General features: G+C 68.2%; 20 protein-coding genes, 2 tRNA genes and 1 CRISPR repeat array. Of the genes, 11 read left to right on the forward strand and 11 right to left on the reverse strand.

Annotated features, from left to right (window positions below; all coding sequences use genetic code 11):
* Positions 1–6 precede the first annotated feature (6 nt).
* Together cas1c and cas2 are read left to right on the forward strand one after the other, a co-directional pair.
* The gene (cas1c, locus tag AR3_RS29875; RefSeq protein WP_083951729.1) at positions 7–1041 is read left to right on the forward strand and encodes a type I-C CRISPR-associated endonuclease Cas1c; all 1035 of its coding nucleotides are present in this window, start codon (positions 7–9) and stop codon (positions 1039–1041) included.
* Positions 1041–1331, forward strand: a complete 291-nt coding sequence (gene cas2 / locus AR3_RS20805; protein ID WP_067915981.1) for a CRISPR-associated endonuclease Cas2 — start codon at positions 1041–1043, stop codon at positions 1329–1331. The genes cas1c and cas2 overlap by 1 nt, the downstream gene beginning before the upstream one ends.
* A gap of 143 nt (positions 1332–1474) precedes the next feature.
* A CRISPR array of direct repeats spans positions 1475–2686; the repeat unit is 37 nt; unit sequence GTGGCGGCCGTCCTTCGGGACGGCCGAGGATCGCAAC.
* 274 nt (positions 2687–2960) lie between these two features.
* Here the strand turns inward: cas2 and AR3_RS20810 are convergent.
* From AR3_RS20810 to AR3_RS20835, 6 genes are all read right to left on the reverse strand, one after another.
* On the reverse strand, positions 2961–4787 hold the full coding sequence (locus tag AR3_RS20810; RefSeq protein ID WP_067916015.1) for an FtsK/SpoIIIE domain-containing protein: 1827 nt from the start codon (positions 4785–4787) through the stop codon (positions 2961–2963).
* A complete protein-coding gene (locus AR3_RS20815; RefSeq protein ID WP_067915983.1) occupies positions 4784–5128 on the reverse strand; it encodes a hypothetical protein in 345 nt (114 codons plus the stop codon). Before AR3_RS20815 ends, AR3_RS20810 begins: the two co-directional genes overlap by 4 nt.
* Before the next feature lie 27 nt (positions 5129–5155).
* Positions 5156–5350 (reverse strand): hypothetical protein, encoded by a 195-nt coding sequence (locus AR3_RS20820; protein ID WP_146150218.1) that lies wholly within the window; start codon positions 5348–5350, stop codon positions 5156–5158.
* 51 nt (positions 5351–5401) lie between these two features.
* Complete coding sequence (locus AR3_RS20825; RefSeq protein WP_227023055.1) at positions 5402–6157, reverse strand: DUF2637 domain-containing protein; 756 nt, start codon at positions 6155–6157, stop codon at positions 5402–5404.
* A gap of 149 nt (positions 6158–6306) precedes the next feature.
* Positions 6307–6549 carry a hypothetical protein gene (locus AR3_RS20830; protein ID WP_067915987.1) on the reverse strand — a complete coding sequence of 81 codons (243 nt, stop codon included), beginning with the start codon at positions 6547–6549 and terminating at the stop codon, positions 6307–6309.
* A gap of 3 nt (positions 6550–6552) precedes the next feature.
* Complete coding sequence (locus tag AR3_RS20835) at positions 6553–6909, reverse strand: hypothetical protein (RefSeq protein ID WP_067915989.1); 357 nt, start codon at positions 6907–6909, stop codon at positions 6553–6555.
* A 199-nt stretch (positions 6910–7108) separates the two neighbouring features.
* Here AR3_RS20835 and AR3_RS20840 point away from each other — a divergent pair, with 199 nt between their 5' ends.
* The gene (locus AR3_RS20840; protein ID WP_067915991.1) at positions 7109–7918 is read left to right on the forward strand and encodes a GntR family transcriptional regulator; all 810 of its coding nucleotides are present in this window, start codon (positions 7109–7111) and stop codon (positions 7916–7918) included.
* Positions 7919–8081: 163 nt separating this feature from the next.
* Here the strand turns inward: AR3_RS20840 and AR3_RS20845 are convergent, their stop codons facing one another.
* From AR3_RS20845 to AR3_RS20855, 3 genes are all read right to left on the reverse strand, one after another.
* Positions 8082–8882: a GntR family transcriptional regulator gene (locus tag AR3_RS20845; RefSeq protein ID WP_067915992.1), complete on the reverse strand. Its 801-nt coding sequence runs from the start codon at positions 8880–8882 to the stop codon at positions 8082–8084.
* Positions 8883–9165: 283 nt separating this feature from the next.
* Positions 9166–9399, reverse strand: coding sequence for a DUF397 domain-containing protein (locus tag AR3_RS20850; RefSeq protein WP_227023054.1), 234 nt, complete (start codon positions 9397–9399; stop codon positions 9166–9168).
* Entirely contained in the window at positions 9356–10246 is an 891-nt protein-coding gene (locus tag AR3_RS20855; RefSeq protein WP_083951731.1) for a helix-turn-helix domain-containing protein, read from the reverse strand. The genes AR3_RS20850 and AR3_RS20855 overlap by 44 nt, the downstream gene beginning before the upstream one ends.
* A 252-nt stretch (positions 10247–10498) precedes the next feature.
* Here AR3_RS20855 and AR3_RS20860 point away from each other — a divergent pair, with 252 nt between their 5' ends.
* From AR3_RS20860 to AR3_RS30740, 3 genes are all read left to right on the forward strand, one after another.
* Positions 10499–10789 (forward strand): hypothetical protein, encoded by a 291-nt coding sequence (locus AR3_RS20860; protein ID WP_067915999.1) that lies wholly within the window; start codon positions 10499–10501, stop codon positions 10787–10789.
* Between the two features lie 66 nt (positions 10790–10855).
* Positions 10856–11080 (forward strand): hypothetical protein, encoded by a 225-nt coding sequence (locus tag AR3_RS20865; protein ID WP_146150217.1) that lies wholly within the window; start codon positions 10856–10858, stop codon positions 11078–11080.
* 77 nt (positions 11081–11157) lie between these two features.
* Positions 11158–11310 carry a hypothetical protein gene (locus tag AR3_RS30740; protein WP_157406724.1) on the forward strand — a complete coding sequence of 51 codons (153 nt, stop codon included), beginning with the start codon at positions 11158–11160 and terminating at the stop codon, positions 11308–11310.
* A 430-nt stretch (positions 11311–11740) separates the two neighbouring features.
* Here AR3_RS30740 and AR3_RS20870 read toward each other — a convergent pair whose 3' ends face one another.
* A complete protein-coding gene (locus AR3_RS20870; protein ID WP_067916003.1) occupies positions 11741–12220 on the reverse strand; it encodes a hypothetical protein in 480 nt (159 codons plus the stop codon).
* A gap of 404 nt (positions 12221–12624) precedes the next feature.
* Here AR3_RS20870 and AR3_RS20875 point away from each other — a divergent pair, with 404 nt between their 5' ends.
* From AR3_RS20875 to AR3_RS20890, 5 genes are all read left to right on the forward strand, one after another.
* Complete coding sequence (locus tag AR3_RS20875; RefSeq protein WP_083951732.1) at positions 12625–12864, forward strand: sigma factor-like helix-turn-helix DNA-binding protein; 240 nt, start codon at positions 12625–12627, stop codon at positions 12862–12864.
* 442 nt (positions 12865–13306) lie between these two features.
* Positions 13307–13392, forward strand: a tRNA-Ser gene (locus tag AR3_RS20880).
* Positions 13393–13398: 6 nt separating this feature from the next.
* A tRNA-Met gene (locus tag AR3_RS30745) sits at positions 13399–13471 on the forward strand.
* Between the two features lie 371 nt (positions 13472–13842).
* Positions 13843–15714: a glycoside hydrolase family 3 protein gene (locus AR3_RS20885; protein WP_083951733.1), complete on the forward strand. Its 1872-nt coding sequence runs from the start codon at positions 13843–13845 to the stop codon at positions 15712–15714.
* Between the two features lie 9 nt (positions 15715–15723).
* Complete coding sequence (locus tag AR3_RS20890) at positions 15724–16686, forward strand: TAXI family TRAP transporter solute-binding subunit (protein ID WP_227023053.1); 963 nt, start codon at positions 15724–15726, stop codon at positions 16684–16686.
* Here the strand turns inward: AR3_RS20890 and AR3_RS20895 are convergent.
* Positions 16677–17609, reverse strand: a 933-nt coding sequence (locus AR3_RS20895) for a HAMP domain-containing sensor histidine kinase (protein ID WP_083951734.1), incomplete at its 5' end; no start/stop codon positions are given. The genes AR3_RS20890 and AR3_RS20895 overlap by 10 nt on opposite strands.

Raw genomic sequence — 17609 nt, forward strand, 5'->3', positions numbered from 1 at the left:
CTTCCGATGAGCGTCGAACTGCTCAACACCCTCCACGTCCAAACACAAGGCGCTGATTTGAGACTGGACGAGGACTCGGTGCGTATCCACCTCCCCGGTGTGCCCGGACGGCGGACGCTGCCGCTGCGACGACTGGACGGCATCGTTGTATACGGGCACGTCAACCTCTCCACCGAACTGATCGCTCGCTGCGCCCAAGACGGCCGCCCGATTACTTGGATGAGCCGAAGCGGCCAGTTCCAAGGCCGCCTGGACGGCTCCGCCCGCGGCAACGTCCTACTCCGGCACAACCAGCACCTGGCCCATGCCGACCCCGAAGCGGCATTGGCCATCGCCAAGAACATCGTCGCCGGCAAAATCCGCAACAGCCGATGGGTACTGATACGAGCAGCTCGTGACGCCGATCCCACACCACAGGCGCAGATCCGAAGTGCCGTCACCGACCTGGCCGAGACCCTGCCCGCCGTCGCCGAAGCAACGTCCCTGGACACGGTCAGGGGCATCGAAGGCAACGCCGCAGCCATATACTTCGCGGGACTCCGGCATGTTCTCCGTCCGGCGGCCGGCATCCCTGGGTTCACCCGTCGAGAACGCAGGCCGCCAACCGATCCGGTCAACGCCCTGCTCTCCTTCAGCTACGGTCTGTTGCGAGGCCTGGTTCACGGAGCCGCCGAGCAGATCGGCCTCGACCCCTATATCGGCTACCTGCACGGCCTGCGGCCGGGCAAGCCGGCTCTCGCTCTCGACCTGATGGAGGAATTCCGCCCCGTACTTGCCGACCGCTTCGCCGTCACCCTCCTCAACCGACGGCAACTACGTCCCGAACACTTCGAAGACCTCCCCGGCGGCGCCGTCCAGCTCACCGAGGAAGGCCGCAAGCTGGTGATCGCAGCCTGGCAGGAACGCAAGATTCAAGCTTGGAACCACCCGATCGCCGGCCGCCAGGTTCCCGCCGGCCTGCTCCCCATGGTCCAATGCCGCATCCTCGCCCGACATCTGCGTGGAGACCTCCCCGGCTATCTCCCCTGGACGGCCTCCTGATGGACCTCCTGCTGACCTACGACGTCGACACCACCACCCCAGAGGGACGCCGACGCCTCCGCAAGGTCGCCAAACTCTGTGAAGGTTACGGACTACGCGTACAAAAATCGGTTTTCGAGATCGTCGCCGACGAGGTGGACCTGCTGCAGCTCATCGACGACATCGACAACATCATCGACGCAGACAGCGACAGCATCCGTATCTACCGACTACCCCACGGAGGCTTCGAGAACGTACGCACCATGGGCGTCGCCCAACTCCAAGCCCATCGCCAAGACCTTGTTCTCTGATCAAACAGCGCGAGGTTCGGAACCCCAAGTACACACGCGACACACCGGTCACGCCGAAGGAAAATGTCCAAACAATCCGGTTTGTCTACGGGCTTGTCGACTCGCGCTCTCTACGCGATCGACAAGAACCCTGGTCAACCGGCGTGGCGGCCGTCCTTCGGGACGGCCGAGGATCGCAACCCTGTGTGCGTCAGCCGACCCGGGCCAGACCGGCGCACGTGGCGGCCGTCCTTCGGGACGGCCGAGGATCGCAACGTCGTCCCCGAGGTCGACGGCAAGGCGACGCCAGCCGGTGGCGGCCGTCCTTCGGGACGGCCGAGGATCGCAACGTTTCGCTCACGCCAGCACCTCCTGACCGTTGAGAGGCGGTGGCGGCCGTCCTTCGGGACGGCCGAGGATCGCAACGCCACCCTTGACGGGCCCCGTCCGGCGCTGGACACGTGGCGGCCGTCCTTCGGGACGGCCGAGGATCGCAACTTTCACCCTCCGCACAGTCGCGCACACACAGGGGCCCGCGTGGCGGCCGTCCTTCGGGACGGCCGAGGATCGCAACACGGTGAGCCGTCTCGCGCGCGCCTGGCGCGAAGCCACGTGGCGGCCGTCCTTCGGGACGGCCGAGGATCGCAACATGGACCCGCCGGACCCGGGGAACCCGCCCTCGACGAGTGGCGGCCGTCCTTCGGGACGGCCGAGGATCGCAACCAGGAGCTGTACGACAGCATGCCGGACCGGTCCGAGTGGCAGCCGTCCTTCGGGACGGCCGAGGATCGCAACACTCAGATAAGCAACAGTCTGTTCCGTGATCCACGTGGCGGCCGTCCTTCGGGACGGCCGAGGATCGCAACTTAAAAGAGAGGAAGATGGGGCGCTGAGACCCCATGTGGCGGCCGTCCTTCGGGACGGCCGAGGATCGCAACCGTGACCGGCCCGCGCGGGGTGTGACGCGGGCCGGCGTGGCGGCCGTCCTTCGGGACGGCCGAGGATCGCAACTCCTCTTCCTTTCTTTGGTGGGATGTGAGAAGTATCGTGGCGGCCGTCCTTCGGGACGGCCGAGGATCGCAACGGCGTCACCTACCTGCACGGGCTGCCGTTGGATGACGTGGCGGCCGTCCTTCGGGACGGCCGAGGATGCAACACGCTGGTGGCGGGCAGGCCGCACGCGTTGCGGAAGTGGCGGCCGTCCTTCGGGACGGCCGAGGATCGCAACGTCATCCCTGAGCCGTCCGGTGAGAAGGCCTCGCCGGTGGCGGCCGTCCTTCGGGACGGCCGAGGATCGCAACGGCTTCATGGTCGGCAAGCAGCGACGTCAACTCCGGGGGTGGCGGCCGTCCTTCGCGACGGCCAAGGATCGCAACAAGGTGCCTATCGTCGTGCTGGCTCAGCCAAACGCGGGTGGTGGCCGTCCTTCGGGATGGTCAAGGACCTTGATTGTGCCGCTACCCCCGCCGCTGCCCTGGCAAGACAGGGGCCGACAATTTGGGCAGCGAAGTCCAAGGCAAAGGATGATCATAACGGTCTTCACGCTGAGTATCGGGTGGTCGTGTAGGTGTTGTGCACGTGCAATGTGCAACCACGTCCATGACGTGCAGGCGAGCGTGAGGGACGTGCATTGCACGAACCCGTGCACGATTACGGAGAGTGGTCGGTGTGGTCGCTGGCGCGCCAGCGTCCGCGGCTGATCTGGACGGCTCGTCCGGCGGTCGCGTGGCCGTTGAGTTGGTAGTAGACCCATCGGCGGCTCTTGCCGGTCGCGTTCATAAGGTGCGGCACGGGGATGCCCTCCGGGGGAGCCGCTTTCAGCATCGCCCACAGGGTCGCCTCCGGTGTCTCCTTGGGCTCGGGCTGTGCGGTGGCCGGCTCGGGCTCCCGTGGGTTCTCGGTGGCGTGTGCGGTGGCGGCGAGTGTTGCGGCTTCCTCAACCGCGCGGCGGGAGATCTCGTCGAGTTGGGGACGTGACAGCGCATGGCGGTTGGCGGTCTCGCGAACCATGTCGTCGGTGAGCAGGAATGCTCGGGCGCGCCGAGGTACGTCGTGCTCAGGTGCGCTCAGGAGGAACTTGCCAGGGGCGTCGAGGGAGTGCGCCTGCCATCCGGCATTGAGCATGCCCTGTCCGAGGATGAGGTCGACGTCCCGGCGTTCCCGGACGCGGAAGGCGATCCGTACGTCCATCTGGGACCGCACGGCGCCCTTGCCCATGGCCTTCTGCGTCGGGCGTTGGGTGGCTGCGATGAGCTGGACGGCCACGGCCCGTCCGCGCCGTGCGATGGAGTCGGTGTAGCCGGTGGCCTCCGGGGCTTCGTCGCTGAGTTCGGCGTACTCGTCGATGATGATGATGAGCGCGGGCATCTTTGGCGAGGGCTCCCACACGCGGCGGCCGGTTGCTGCGAGGTGATCGGCACGCGCTTCCAGGATGGCCACGGCGTCGCGCAGCAGAGCGCGGGCTTGCTCGGGTGTGGTGGCGAGGCGATCGATGCAGGATGCCCACGGCCGGAGTTCCATGCCGCGTTTGAGGTCGACGGCCCAGATGACCACATCGCGGCACGCGGACAGGTTGCCGATGAGGACGTTGATTCCGCCGCTCTTGCCCGATCCGGTGGCGCCTCCTATGAGGAGGTGCCGGCGGAGGATGAGCACGTGTGCGGGGGCAGCGTCTTCGAACGGGCCGAGGTCGAGCGGTTCGGTGATCGTCGTGACGGACGGTCCGGGCCAGGGGATCGCGTCGGCGTGCGGGTCGATGTCGAGCACGCGCAGTTCGCACCGGTTGGCTCGGTCGTCGGTGGTGGGATAGACGCGGACCGCTCCGCGGTAGGTTCCGAGGGCCGATTCGAGGGCGGGGATCTTGGCTGTCACGTCCTGGATGGTCTGGCCGCGTGCGAGGGCGACTCGGGCGCGCCAGCCCCACAGGTCGACAATTGCGGACTGGACGCGTGAGCCTGTCAGTCCGATGGCCTGGGAGATGTCCGGCCACGCGGCAAGCTGGCGTTCGACACGGACTCGTGCGCGGCGTCGTCGGTGCAGCCACCAAGGGATGCCGAGAACGAATGTCGCGAAGAAGAGTAGTTGCGGCAGCGGCCGGTACAGCACGCCGAGGGCAGTAGCGGCAGCCAGCCAGCCGCCGGCCGCGAAAGCGACGGTTGCGGCGTACAGGCGTTCAGCGCGCAGGGTCAGTCCGACGCGGTGACCGGCGAGCGCCAGAAGCCACGCGGACAAGGCTGTGCCGATCAGGATGGCCACCCACCAACCCGGGTGAGTCACATGCAGTGTCACGGCCGTGATGAGGAGTATGAGCGCCAACGTGAACGGTGCGAGCTCGGAGCGATAGCGCCACAGCGCACGGCCGAGAACGACCGCGATCACGTCGGGAAGCTGGTCGTCGGAGTTGATGACGATCATCGGCTGAAGGCCGGCACGCCGCATGCGGCGTGCGTGACGGCGCAGGCCACGCGTTCGGGTCATGAGCGCCCCCATTCCTGGGGCGGGAGGTGCCCTTGCGCGCGAAGCTCGTCGCGCAGGTACCACAAGGGGTCGGGCTCGTCGTCAATGTGGGCGGTGAGAGTGGCTCGGGCGGCGGCCGCCAGATTGGCCCAGTCGCGACGAACCTTGGTCAGTCGGGCGCCGAGGGTTTTGACCTCGATGGCGAGCCGGGACGTGTCGTCAAGGGCAACGCTGAGGATGAGCCACAGACGCGAGAGGCGCGGCATCCTGGCGGACAAAGCGGCGACGGTCTCTCGGGCGATGCGGTTGCGGGTGCGGACCTCCTGAAGGTCGACGCTGTTGAGGTGCGGAGCGTTGGGCACTAGGCATCCCTCCTTTCGGGACGCGTGTCACGGCTGTGAGCCGGACAGAGCGTTGGCGAGGACGGTCACCACGCGGCGAATCTCGGAACCGGTACTGGTGGCGGCCAGGTAGAGGCCGAGGAGAAGGCACACGGTCACGTGCCATGCGCGCAGTCCCATGTACCGCCAGGCGACACACACGACCGCGCCGAGGATGACCACGATCGGTACGGACACGGTCAAGATCAATCACCTCCTTTCGGAGCGGGCAGGGAGCGGACGGTCCGGCAGAGGTCAGGTCTTGTCGGCGTCGTCAGGCTCGGTGCGGTCCGGGTCCAGGAGACGGCGCCGGAGTTCGCTGGCGCGGGGTGTACTGATGCGCAGTTCGGTGCGGAGCGCGTCCCGCGTGATCGGGCGTCCGTGGATCTGGCGGTATCGAGCGTCCGCGGCCCGTGCTGCGGCGTACAAGTCGTCAGCGGTCCGGTATCGGGCCCGGTGCCGGTTGCCTGTGGAACGCCGCTTGGGCTTCTTGCTGCTCTCCGCCTCTCTATCCGCAGTGTTGTCCCCGGTACCGTCCCTCGACGGCGTAACCGGATCGGTTCGGTTACGCAGTGCGTGAAGGTGTGCGGTGAGCCCGAGGACGGCTGCGGGGACGGCACCGACAAGGACGACGATCGGCCACGTCACGTCGAGCAGTCCGGTACCGATGGCGTGGTACGCCGCATTGCCAGTGATACTGGCCGCGATCGCGCCGAGCGCGTTCGCCCGCGCGAACCGGCGCGCGGCTTGCGACCTGGTCGACGCGGCCAGCCACACGCGCGCCGAGGTCATGGCGTGCGCGTCGAGCGTGAGCGGCAACAGCCAGGCGAGCCGTACGGGCCAGCCGGCCATGGCTGCCAGCCCGTACAGCCCCGAGAAGCTCGCCACGGCGGCGGACGCGGCCGCGATCGTCATACCGATCATGACCCACCAGTCCCGAGGAGGCGGCTCGGGTACCGCGTCGGGTACGGACTCCGGTGCGGGGGAGGAGACGGCGTCAGTCGTGGGCATGGGTCGGTTCCTTCAGATCCCGTCGTTGATGGACTTGCGGCGGCGCCAGCGGGACCGGTACCGGCACTTGCGGCATCGCCGCATGCCGACCTCGGTACGGGCACCGCACGGGCAGGAACGTCCTCGGAAGTCGATCGGGATGCGCAAGGTCACCTCGTCGGGTTGTGCGGAGTGGTCTTCTCGTCGTGCAGGGTCGTCGTGTGGGGGGAGTGGGGCCGGACCGTCACTCCGAGGAGGCGCCGGGTGGACGCGGCGGTCCGGGACTGCGGGGAGTGGGTCAGGCTCATGCGCCGTTCCTCGGCGTGGATGCCGGCCAGAAGCGTCGCGAAGACGCCGAGCACACCGCCGGAGATGAACACGGCCAGAAGGAGCACGAGGAATCCGGAGAGCATCGGTCACATTCCCTTCGAAGGGGCCGAGTCGGGGGTCAGGGAGTCGGCGGGGGAGCGCCAGGCGTCATACCTGGCACGTGCGGCGGACAGGATCGCGGCCACCTCGTACCGGACCGGGCCGAAGTTGCGGCCCGCGCAGTAGTGGCCGTGTTCGAGCGACTTCGTCTCAATCTCCGCTCCGAGGATGGCCGCGATGCGGTCGACCTCGGCGCGCATGGCGTCGTCGGTGTCGCGGGGCGGGAACACGGTGAGCGTCGTGAAGGTCGGCGTCGGCACTTCGGGCCGCGTCTCCAGCAGCGCCACCAGGGAGCGGAGCCCGGCGATCAGACGTTGGCGCTGCTCGTGGTCGGCGTAGGCCATGAACGATCACCCCTTCCGGTCGTCGGCGCTCCCGGTGGAGCGCGACTGGGACCATGGTGCGCGCGCACAACTGTGCGCGTCAAGTCTTGAGCGCAAAGCTGTGTACTAAAATCTTGACGCGCACAGCATGACGCGCAGGTCTATGCGCGTTAGGGTGGTCGGGAGCACGCCGGCGAGACCGAGGAAGGGCAGGTGTGCCATGACGGGCCCCGCGAAGGAAGCCGCAGGAAGCGGCAAGCTCTACGAGATCGTTCGAGACGAGCTGATCGACGAGATCAAGGCGGGCGTCTACCCGCCAGGGGCCCTCCTGCCCTCCATGCGAGAGATCACAGTCCGATGGACCGTCAGCACCACAACCGCACGAAAGGTCCTCTCGGAACTGGTCGCCGCGGGCTGGGCCCGCTCGCAGGGCACAAAGGGATACGTCGCGGTCATCCCCTCGGCTAAGCGTGACGCCCCCGCTTCCGGAGACGGCGTGGCCGCGTCGTCAGGATCGGGCGCGGGATTGGCAGCCATCCGAAGCCCTCAACTTGTCGCCGTTGACGGCTCCGTGGACGCGGTGACGACCGCACTGGACGTACGGCAGGAGGCGGCCCCCGCCGAGGTCGCGCTCTCTCTGCGCTTGACTGATCCGCGCGCGCCCGTGATCGTCCGGCGCAGGCTGGCCGTAGACGGCAACGGCAGCCCTGTGCAACTGCGCGTGAGCTACACGATTCGGGAGGCTGCGGAGGGGACACCGCTCGCAGCATCAGACGCCGTCGACGAGCCGTGGCTCGACGCGCTGACGCAGCACACGCAAAAGCGCTTGACGTTGGCCGAGAGCCTCATCTCAGCACGGCACCCGAACGACACCGAAGCCGCCATGCTCGCACTCGCACCGACCGCATGCGTGCTCGTGAGAGCTGACGTCGTGCACGACGAAACCGGCCAGCCGATCGACTGCACGATGACGATCTGGCCAGGCGACACCACACGCCTCAACGCCCTATCCTCGGCGGGCACCAAATGAGCCGAGAAAACGCCTCGCCCGAGCGTCCTCGACCCACAGCCTGCCCGTACTGCGGGTCAGAGCACGTCGAAGACGCCACCACAGTAGACCTCGCGTTCGGCGAAGAGATCCCCTGCAAGGTCTGCAAGGGCTGTGGCCGCACGTTCTTCGAGCGGGAACGCGACTAACTGCCTGCGGTAGCCGATGCGCTTGCGCTCGGTGCGTCGATGGGCATGCGGTAGTGGAACTCGTACCGATCGGCCCGGAAGATGATCTTGGCGACCTCGACGGCGACGTCTCCGGCCCAGAAGGTCTGCCAGATCTCTATGACGGGAACGCCCGGAGGGATCTGTAGCAGCTCGATCTCGTGCGGCTTGGGGAGACGGGCGATCAGGTGCTCTTCCTCCGTGTCGACGTGATAGCCGATGGCGTCGAACCTCGGGACGATCCCCTTGCCGCCGTGCGGTCCGTCGTGCGGGTTCTCGATCTCGGTTCCGCCGGTGATGGCGAGCGGCTCCCAGGCGACGCTGATCGAGACCGGCTGGCCGCCCATGCTGATCTTGTACGAGGTCTCGGTGACCGGCGCACCCTCGTCGATCCCCAAGCGCTCGGCCACCTCGGCAGGCGCCTCGACGTGCTCCGTCGAGTGCTCCACGTCCAGCTCCATGCCGCCGCGTTCGGCTTCCTGCTGGTAGGTCGGCCGGTTGTGCGGACGCTGGAACCGATCCGGGGCCACGCGCACCACCCGCGGCGGAGGAGCTGGCGCGACGAACGCACCCTTGCCCTTGTGCGTGTAGATCAGGCCGGCGTTCCGCAGCTCTGTGATCGCGTGCTGCGCCGTGATCGTCGAGCACCCGTACTGCTCACAGATCTCCCGTTCGCTGGGCAGACGCGCATCGGGGCCCAGCTCACCGCTCTCGATCTTGCTTCGGAGGTCGTCGGCGATGACCAGGTACAGAGGCTTGTAGGGATCGCGCTCAGCCATGGGCGGATCCTCTCACATATTGCATGTGAACATAATAGGTTCAACCTCGTATGTTATTATACGAGGTTGAATTTGCTGTGCTTCATTGGTTGAGCGCCCTTCCTGGCGAGTGGAACGGAAGGAGTAAGCGAAAGAGGCAGGCCCATCCGTCGCCGCCCTGAAGGAAGTCCCGCTCAAGCGGAGAGGTTAAGTGGAACAGCAGTAAGGGCCCCGACCGTCGTCGGGGCCCTTACTGGGCGACAAAGCGCGCTTAATTCCCGGGTGGGGGCGAAGCTGGTCAGATTCAGTCGAGGTCGTATTCGCCGCGCTTGATCTGGTCGAGCGCGGCGTTCCAGGTTTCGGCCTTGAGCGCCATTACGGGGCCCTCAGGATGCTTGGAATCCCTCACTAGCGCCATGCCGCCGCACTTGCCCACCTGGACGCACTGGCCGCCGCCGTCGCCGCTGTAGCTACTCGTGCGCCACATGACGCGGCTAGACACGGAATCCGTCATCCCTTGGGTGCCCTTCTGGATCATCAGGCATCTCCTCGATCACTTGGTGGATCAGCGCGATGCTGTCGGAGGGATCGAGCGCTGACCGGCGGAGGCGTTCCAGTACCACGCTAGCGTGTGCCGTTTCCTCTGGCCTCTCGTAGTACTGGCATCCCATGAAGTGCTCTACGTAGAGCACATCCGGGTATTCCGCGAAGTGTAGGAGCGTGAACGGTCCGTCAAGGGCGAGATGATTCGTTGACCGGTAGGGGGCGATCTGCAGTTCGACGTTCGGCAGCTGTCCAAGCTCGATCAGGTGATGAAGCTGCTCGTGCATGGTGCGGGAGCTGCCGATGACGCGCCGCAGGGCCCCTTCTTCGATGATCTGAGATACCCGTAGAGGGTGCTCCGAGGACGTGAGTCGCGCCTGTCGAGCGAGGCGCGCCTCAACCGCCCGATCGATCTCCTCAGGAGTGGTGAGAACGGCCGAGGTCCGGAAGACGGCCCGAGCGTACGTTTCTGTCTGGAACAGGCCGGGGATCAGGTGGATGTCGTGCGACCGGTACTGATCGGCTTCGGACTCGAACTCCAAATAGTCACCAAAGCCGCTCTTCAGTACTGACAGGTACGAGTGCCACCACCCTTGCTTCCTCGCCTCCCGGGCGAGAGTGATCAGCTCGTCGCGGCGGGCGCCGGCGATCTCGTACGCCTCGCAGAGTTCCATCACCTCCCCGACCGTTACGCGCATTTTGGCCGTCTCGATCCTGCTGATCTTGGCTTGGCCCCATCCCAGTCGTTGCGCGACCTGCTCTCCCGTTAGTCCGAGTCCTTCGCGCGCCTGTCGCAGCTCCCTGGCCAGCCTGCGGCCACGGATCGTCGGCACGTATGCCATCGGTCCCCCTGAAAAATGTCGCTCAACATCTTGAGCAACCTCGTATACGAGGTTAGCGTACCTCTTATACGAGGTCGCGCGAGCGTCCTGGCATGAGACCCCACGTGCCTGTCTACGTCCGCTTTGACCTCGGGTCGGGGTGTGTGCAGATGGCGCGCCCCGTGGGGGAGGTCTGTGCTCCGTGCCCGTTACCCCCCAGGGCACGGAGCACAAGACCGCGACAGTAACCGGTATCAACCCCAGGAGCACCCGATGATCGTCAACAAAACGTCCGAGATGAGCACGCCCGAGCAGCGCCAGCCGGGAGGTGTCGCGCTGATGCCGCCGGACGAACGGTTCATCCAAGAGCTCTACAACCGCGCCATCGTGAACGTGTACGAGCCGTGGACCCGCGGCGGTGTCTCCTGGATCTCGCGTGCCGAAGCCCGACGCGCCGCGCGCGTGGTCAGCATCGCGCGACACAACCTCGCGATGCTGACCGAAGCGGAGGAGCGCTCCGAAGTGTCGCGCATCGTCCACTGGAACCGGCAACAAGCGGCATGACTACCGTCCAACCGCGGTACCGCCAGCGATCGCACCGGTCCCACCCATGACTACGGAGTGGCAGTCATGGCGAATTCGCAAGTCAATGTGCGTGTGGTCAACGCCTGTCCGGACGGTCACAAGTGCGACGCGACGTCCTGCATCCTCGACGGAGCCGTGGAGATCATGCTGCCGGATGAAAGCCAGCTGCATCGCTGTCGCGGCCACTGGCCGGCACTCCGGGACCTGCTGATCGCACGCGGCCACGTGATGCGCTACACCGACGCCGCGCGAGTCCGTCTGCGGCAGTGACCGCATCCGACCGAGTGCGCGTCTCTGTTAGCACGGGAGCCACGCGCTGCGAACGCCGAACGTGCCCGTTCACGGCAATGATCTCGATCCACATCAACGACAGATCGATCAACCGCACCTACGACATGTGCTGGCTGCACTGGCGCAACCTGGTAGCCCTGCACGCGAACGGAGGCGCGTCCGTGCACTACGAGGACCAAGCCGTGGAGCTTATCGCCCGGGCGAACTAGCTCCGCTCAGCACTCCGCGCATTAGGTGGCGGGCAGGCCGTTGCCGGCCTGTCCGCCACTTAATCTTCGTTCGCTTAGAGTGCGGCGAACGCCATCGGCGGCAGTGGCAGCGCTCGGCCCAGCGCGTCGGGCTCGGTCATGTTCTCTCCCTGTTCGGATGTCGAGGTTCGGCATGGGGTCGACTCCCGGACTGCGGCACCGGTTCACCGCGCCCGCGCCGCCGAAAAGGCAGTGCGCCCTTGTCGGCCCTTCGAGCCAGCCTCTTGGGGGCGGGCTCTGAGGAAGGTGGCGGCCGACCGAGGGTGGGACCATCCCATTGGGCCGTGCGGCCGGCGCGCGACCGGGGAGGAGGGCGGTGCATCCGCGGTGGCCGGTCCCTGTCGGACCATCCGGAAGTACGGCCTTCTGCTGGCGCACTGTCCCAAGATAATCAGGCTCGCTTTTTGGTGCCCGTGGACAGGTCATAGTAAATCGGTTCGGTCCCTTGAAAACTTATGCAGATGGGATACGGAAAGGTGTCATGCCCGTCGACTTCCTTCATCCGCTTGCCGAGCCATTTGATCAGCAACTTCTCCGCGACAAAAAGATAGGTGTCCAGCAGGTCGTTGTAGAGTAGCTCTTGGACGTCGAAGTCGCCGATAGAAACGGAACCTCCGGCCACGCATTCCCCTGCGCGGATGATGTTCGTTCCCCGGTCCGCTTCGGTCAGCGGTGCCCGCTCGAATGGCTCGGTGTTGGGAAAGGCGTCGAAGCCGATCCCGTACTTGTCCGTCAGCGCTTCCAGCATGACCAGCCGGGTCTCCTCCACATAAGGGAAAGCGAAGATCTGCTCGAACATCTTGATGATCGAGTCGCGCTCCCTGTCGAACGCGTCCAACATCTTGTACTGGTCTTCTGCGGGAACTTTCATCCTCTGCGTCCTTCCGCGAAATCAAGGCCACGGGACTCGAATTGACGACTCTGCGTAATCGTCGTGCCTGTTTCCGTAACCTTTCGCCGCTCCGCCCGGAGCCGCCCGTGCATCGGTCCTCGGTGCGGTGCTCATGTTGCAGGACGAGTCTGACAAGGGACGGAGGGTGCGGGTGCTGGCAACGGAGTCGGATGCCCTAGGCGGATATGAGAGGTCGCGGCCCCAGGTCAGGGGCTGGACGGGGACTGATCTGGACGACGTTCCCAGGTGGCTCGGCTGGGCTGGTCTCTTGGGGGCTCGTGGAGCGGCTCTGCCGAGCGGTCCGGGATAAGCGCGGCTGAGGCGTTCCTTAAGTGCGCCATAAGACGATCGCCGGGGGTGGGGGGAGATGAGAGGTTCGGAGCGTGGCACTGCGAACCGGCAGAAGCGCGGGCCAAACGGCGCCCGCCGACGTGTACGAGCCCGCTGCTCGGGCGTTCCGGTCGCTGTCGTGGGCGCACCGAGAGATCCTGACCGAGACGTACTTCCGCAGGCGGACGGTCAACGAGGCGGCCGCGTCGCTGGGGCTCCCCGTGGAGGTCGTCAAGGCCCGCGTCTATCACGCCCTGAAAGCGCTCCGGGAAGCCTGCGAGGCCTACGGCTGAGACGTTCCAAGGACCGGGCGCGGGCCGCACCGCAGGATGTCCGCGCCCGCGCCCTCCTCGCCGCGGACCCACGCGGCGCCTGACCTGCGGCCCGCCGCGTGTCCGCGGGCCGTTCGAGCGGTCTGCGGACGATGATCGTTGTGACGGTGCGGGACGTGGATAAGCTCTTGCGACCCGGGAACACATCAGGCAATCTCTACGTCGTAGAGAACGGAGACCGGGATGGGGGGAGCAGACGATGCGGCGTCTGAGTAGCCGTCACAGCAGTCGAATGCGCAGCCTGTCCGGTCTCCGGAGCGGCCACGGCGGGGCGTGACGTAACACCGCCCTGACCCGCGCACCGTCCGCGCCGCGGTGTCCCGTCCGGAGCGGCCAGGAGGCTCAGCACCGCGCTCCGGGCAACGGACCCGAGAGTCCTTTGAGCGGACGGCTCCTTTCCCCTGGAGGGTTGGCCGAGTCGGTAAGGCAGCGGCTTGCTAAGCCGTCGTCAGGGTCTCCCCTGCGCGAGTTCGAGTCTCGCACCCTCCGCTGATCGGCGGATAGGAACGCTGGTGCGTTCGGCGGCCTCATAAACCGCAGCAGGTGGGTTCGATTCCCACATCCGCCACCCTCGAAGAAGCCGCTGATCGCGGTTGTGATCTCTGTGCTGTGCGCCCGCTTTGCGGCATCCGCCTACTCAAGATGTCGGCCGCCTGACATCGCGCTCCATCGACATGCTGGGCTTCGCCCTGCGGGGAGCACCAGAACTGGCTGATGGGGAGAAAGCGCTGATAGCCCCGCATGGGCCGACGTGAGCCGACGGGTGCCGAACAACCGTCCTCAGCACAGGCGGGTTCGATCCCCGCGTGCGCCACGGGCGGACGGGGCGGCCGGAAGTGGACGGGGATTGTCCGGGAGGGCCGGCGGGCCGTAGGTTGCCCCCTGATGAGAGGGGAACGCACGGTCCGTTTGTTGAGCTGTCGCTGACTCGGAGGCGAGATGAGTCGCTCCCCGTTCCGTTCCCTACTAGGCCGCCCGCGGGCGAAGATCGCGGTGCTGACGTCGGCGATGCTGGCGTTCGCCGGCGCCGGAGCCGCCGCCCCGGCGGCGGCGCAGGCGGCGAAGCTGCCCGCCTACTTGGACGCGCGCCTGCCCGTGCACAAGCGTGTCGAGGACCTGCTGTCCCGCATGACGCTCGACGAGAAGATCGGGCAGATGACGCAGGCCGAGCGCGCCGCCGTCACCCCCGAGGACATCACCCGGTACCGCATCGGGTCGGTGCTGTCGGGCGGCGGGTCCACGCCCACCCCGAACACGCCGCAGGCGTGGGCGGACATGTACGACCAGTTCCAGCGCGCCGCGCTGGCCACGCCCAAGCGCATCCCGATGATCTACGGCGTGGACGCCGTGCACGGCCACAACAACCTGGTCGGCGCGACGATCTTCCCGCACAACATCGGGCTCGGCGCCACCCGCGACCCCGAGCTGGTGAAGAAGATCGGCCGCGCCACCGCCGAGGAGGTGGCGGCCACCGGCGTCGACTGGACGTTCGCGCCGTGCCTGTGCGTGGCGCGCAACGACCGGTGGGGCCGCACCTACGAGTCGTTCGGCGAGGTCCCCGAGCTGCCCGCGGCCATGTCGGTCATTGTGGACGGGTTCCAGGGCCGCAAGCTGAACGGCCCCACGTCCATTCTGGCCACGGCCAAGCACTACGTCGGCGACGGCGGCACCACCGGCGGCGTCGACCAGGGCGACACCCAGGTGTCGGAGGCCGAGCTGCGCCGCATCCACCTGCCGCCGTTCCGGGCCGCGGTCAAGCGCGGCGTCGGGTCGGTCATGGTGTCGTTCAGCTCGTGGAACGGCGTCAAGATGCACGGCCACCGCTACCTCATCACCGACGTGCTGAAGAAGGAGCTCGGCTTCAAGGGCTTCGTCGTCTCCGACTGGAACGGCATCGACCAGATCGACGGGCAGCCCGGGTTCACCCCGCAGGAGGTCAGCACCGCCATCAACGCCGGGATCGACATGGTGATGGTCCCGTACGACTGGCGGAAGTTCATCGACACGCTGCGCGCGGAGGTGCGGGCCGGGCACGTGTCCATGGCCCGCATCAATGACGCCAACCGGCGCATCCTCACCAAGAAGTTCGAACTGGGCCTGTTCGAGCGGCCGTTCGCCGACCGCAGGCACCAGCGGACGATCGGCAGCGCCGAGCACCGCGCGCTGGCCCGCCGCGCCGTGGCCGAGTCGCAGGTGCTGCTGAAGAACAAGGGGAACGTGCTGCCGCTGTCGCGCCACCACAACAAGATCTTCGTGGCGGGCAAGGCGGCCGACGACATCGGCATCCAGAGCGGCGGCTGGACGATCACCTGGCAGGGCTCGCCGGGCGCCATCACGCCGGGCACCACGATCCTCGAGGGCATCCGGCAGACGGTCGGCAAGTCCACCACCGTCGACTACAGCAAGGACGGCTCCGGCATCGACGGCTCCTACAAGGCCGCGATCGCGGTCGTGGGCGAGCTGCCCTACGCCGAGTTCGAGGGCGACCGTCCCGGCGAGATGGGCCTGGACGCCGAGGACCTGCAGACGATCGAACGGCTGCGCGCGTCCGGCGTCCCGGTGATCGTGGTGCTGGTGTCGGGCCGTCCGCTGGACATCGCCAAGGAGCTGCCCGGCTGGGACGCGCTGGTGGCGTCCTGGCTGCCGGGCACAGAGGGGCGCGGCGTCGCCGACGTGCTGTTCGGCGTCACCAAGCCGACCGGCAAGCTGCCGATGACGTGGATGGCCAGCGCCGACCAGCAGCCGATCAACCGCGGCGACGGCAAGAAGCCGCTGTTCCCGTTCGGGTACGGGCTGACCTACCGGCGGTAACGTGAGCGGGTGCCGTCCGCAGTCGTGCGCCTGAGCCGCCGCGGCGCCCTGAGCCTGGGCGCCGCGGCGGCCCTGGCCGCCGGCTGCTCCGCCGGCTCCGACGGGCCGCGGCGGCGGCTGGTCCTGGCGGGCGGCCCCGTCGACGGGCAGTACACGCCGTTCGCGCGGCGGCTGGCGCACGAGCTGCGGCGCCGCGTCGGCGGCCTCACCGTCGACGTGCTGACCACCTCCGCCAGCGTGGAGAACCTGCGGATGCTGGCGGCGGGCCGCGCCGACCTCGCGCTCGCGCTGGGCGACAGCGCCGCCGACGCCGTGGCGGGGCGCGGCGCGTTCCGCACGCCGCTGGCGGTGACCGCGCTGGCCCGGATCTACCTCAACTACACGCACCTGGTGGTTCCGCGGGACTCGCCGGTGCGGCGCGTCACCGACCTGGCGGGACGCCGCGTGTCCCTGGGCGCCGAAGGCTCCGGCACGGCGGTCGTGGGGGAGCGGGTGCTGGACGCGGCGAAACTCCCGAGCCCCGTGCGGGCCGTCCGACTCGGCCTGGCCGAGTCGTGCGCGGCGCTGGCCGCCGGCGGCGTCGAGGCGTTCTTCTGGTCCGGAGGCGTGCCGACCAAGGCGATCTCGGACCTGGCGGCGCGCACGCCGATCCGGCTGGTGCCGCTGGACGGCCTCGTCCTGGCGCTGCGCCGCGCGCACGGCCCCACCTACGTGGGCGTGTCGGTGCCCGCCGGCACCTACCGGCAGGACACCGAGGTGCCCACGGTCGGCGTGCCGAGCTACCTGATGGCGCGGCGCGACCTGTCGCCGGGCCTGGCCGAGACGGTGACGCGCGTGATGTTCCGGGCCCGCGACCGCCTGCCGGGGCCCGAAGTCCCCGGCAGCTACCTGGACGAGCGTTATGCGATCGGCACCGGGACCGTGCCGCTGCACCCCGGCGCCGTCCGCTACTACCGTTCCGTCTACGGCTGACCGGCGGGCGCCTCCAACGGCAGCCGCAGCTCGACGACCAGGCCGTGCGGGTCGGCGGGCAGCAGGTCGAGCGTCCCGCCGCCCGCGCGGGCCAGCTCGTCGGCGATGGCCAGGCCGAGGCCGCTGCCCTCGACGTTGCCGTGCCGGGGCGACCGCCAGAACCGGCGCCGCGCCGCCTCCAGCTCGCCGGGCTCCAGACCGGGCCCGTCGTCGGCGACGCGCAGCACGGCCGCCCCGTCGCGGGCCGCCAGCGACACGGTGACGTTCCCCCCGTCCGGCACGAACTTCATCGCGTTGTCGATGGCGATGTCGGCGACGCGTCCCGCGGTGTCGGCCGGGCAGTGCGCGACGAGCCGCTCCGGCAGGTCCGCGCGCAGGCGCACGGCCCGGGCGGCGGCGACATCGGCCCACGCGTCCAGCCGGGGCGCCAGCTCGGCGACCAGGTCGGTCGGCCCCGCCGCCGCGGCCGTGCCCGACTCCAGACGCGCCAGGGTGAGCAGGTCCTCCAGCATCGCCTCCAGCCGGTCGACCTCCTCCAGCGCCCGCCGGTGCTCGTCGGCGCCCGTGGCGCGCAGGTGCGGCTGGAGGTTCTCCAGCCGCAGCGACAGCACCGCCAGCGGCGTGCGCAGCTCGTGCGAGGCGTCCGCGACGAACGCGCGCTGCCGCTCCAGCGCCGCCGACACCGCGTCCGCCATCGCGTTGAACCGCTCCTCCAGACGCCGCAGCTCCGACGGCCCCGGCCCGCCGACCGCGGCGCGGGCGTGCAGGCGGCCCGCCGCGATCGCCTCGGTGGCGGCGTCCAGCTCGGCCACCGGACGCAGCGCCCAGCGGGTCAGCCGCCGCGCCGCCACCACCGCGACCGTGAACGCGGCGGCCGCGGCGCCGGCCAGCGCCAGCCACACCAGTGCGATGTCGCGGCGGGG

Origin of the sequence: Actinomadura rubrobrunea NBRC 15275 (genome assembly GCF_001552235.1) — a bacterium.
In the GTDB taxonomy this organism is placed as follows: domain Bacteria; phylum Actinomycetota; class Actinomycetes; order Streptosporangiales; family Streptosporangiaceae; genus Spirillospora; species Spirillospora viridilutea.

Excerpts from the sequence above, each read along its gene's own strand:
- cas1c (WP_083951729.1), top strand. The coding sequence starts at position 7 with ATGAGCGTCGAACTGCTCAACACCCTCCACGTCCAAACACAAGGCGCT.
- cas2 (WP_067915981.1), top strand. The coding sequence starts at position 1,041 with ATGGACCTCCTGCTGACCTACGACGTCGACACCACCACCCCAGAGGGA.
- AR3_RS20810 (WP_067916015.1), bottom strand. The coding sequence starts at position 4,787 with ATGACCCGAACGCGTGGCCTGCGCCGTCACGCACGCCGCATGCGGCGT.
- AR3_RS20825 (WP_227023055.1), bottom strand. The coding sequence starts at position 6,157 with ATGCCCACGACTGACGCCGTCTCCTCCCCCGCACCGGAGTCCGTACCC.
- AR3_RS20830 (WP_067915987.1), bottom strand. The coding sequence starts at position 6,549 with ATGCTCTCCGGATTCCTCGTGCTCCTTCTGGCCGTGTTCATCTCCGGC.
- AR3_RS20835 (WP_067915989.1), bottom strand. The coding sequence starts at position 6,909 with ATGGCCTACGCCGACCACGAGCAGCGCCAACGTCTGATCGCCGGGCTC.
- AR3_RS20840 (WP_067915991.1), top strand. The coding sequence starts at position 7,109 with ATGACGGGCCCCGCGAAGGAAGCCGCAGGAAGCGGCAAGCTCTACGAG.
- AR3_RS20845 (WP_067915992.1), bottom strand. The coding sequence starts at position 8,882 with ATGGCTGAGCGCGATCCCTACAAGCCTCTGTACCTGGTCATCGCCGAC.
- AR3_RS20850 (WP_227023054.1), bottom strand. The coding sequence starts at position 9,399 with ATGATCCAGAAGGGCACCCAAGGGATGACGGATTCCGTGTCTAGCCGC.
- AR3_RS20855 (WP_083951731.1), bottom strand. The coding sequence starts at position 10,246 with ATGGCATACGTGCCGACGATCCGTGGCCGCAGGCTGGCCAGGGAGCTG.
- AR3_RS20860 (WP_067915999.1), top strand. The coding sequence starts at position 10,499 with ATGATCGTCAACAAAACGTCCGAGATGAGCACGCCCGAGCAGCGCCAG.
- AR3_RS20865 (WP_146150217.1), top strand. The coding sequence starts at position 10,856 with ATGGCGAATTCGCAAGTCAATGTGCGTGTGGTCAACGCCTGTCCGGAC.
- AR3_RS30740 (WP_157406724.1), top strand. The coding sequence starts at position 11,158 with ATGATCTCGATCCACATCAACGACAGATCGATCAACCGCACCTACGAC.
- AR3_RS20870 (WP_067916003.1), bottom strand. The coding sequence starts at position 12,220 with ATGAAAGTTCCCGCAGAAGACCAGTACAAGATGTTGGACGCGTTCGAC.
- AR3_RS20885 (WP_083951733.1), top strand. The coding sequence starts at position 13,843 with ATGAGTCGCTCCCCGTTCCGTTCCCTACTAGGCCGCCCGCGGGCGAAG.